Origin of the sequence: Psychrobacter sp. TB20-MNA-CIBAN-0197, from assembly GCF_040309765.1 — a bacterium.
In the GTDB taxonomy this organism is placed as follows: domain Bacteria; phylum Pseudomonadota; class Gammaproteobacteria; order Pseudomonadales; family Moraxellaceae; genus Psychrobacter; species Psychrobacter submarinus.
In genome coordinates, this window is sequence record NZ_JBEOPC010001468.1 from 1 (window position 1) to 232 (window position 232).

Genomic DNA, 232 nt, shown 5'->3' on the forward strand with positions numbered 1-232 from the left:
GCAAATGCAGTGCCAATGGCTTTTAACGCAAAATTAATATGCAAATCTATATCATCATTTTGTATGTCGATTAAGTCTGTTGATATTTCAGAAATAACCCGATCAAAATTATAGAGCTCAATTACATCGCTTTTTAAAGGCTCTAAACACAACATAGAAACAGAATCAGATAATTGGGTAAGGGCGATATTTAACGGTATGCTTTGTTGTTGTTTTTTTAGCTGTATATTAG

At 31.9% G+C, this 232-nt stretch carries 1 protein-coding gene; it reads right to left on the reverse strand.

What is annotated here, in order from left to right; all coding sequences use genetic code 11:
• Positions 1–232, reverse strand: a 232-nt coding sequence (locus AAEY83_RS18840) for a hypothetical protein (RefSeq protein WP_351061764.1), incomplete at both ends; no start/stop codon positions are given.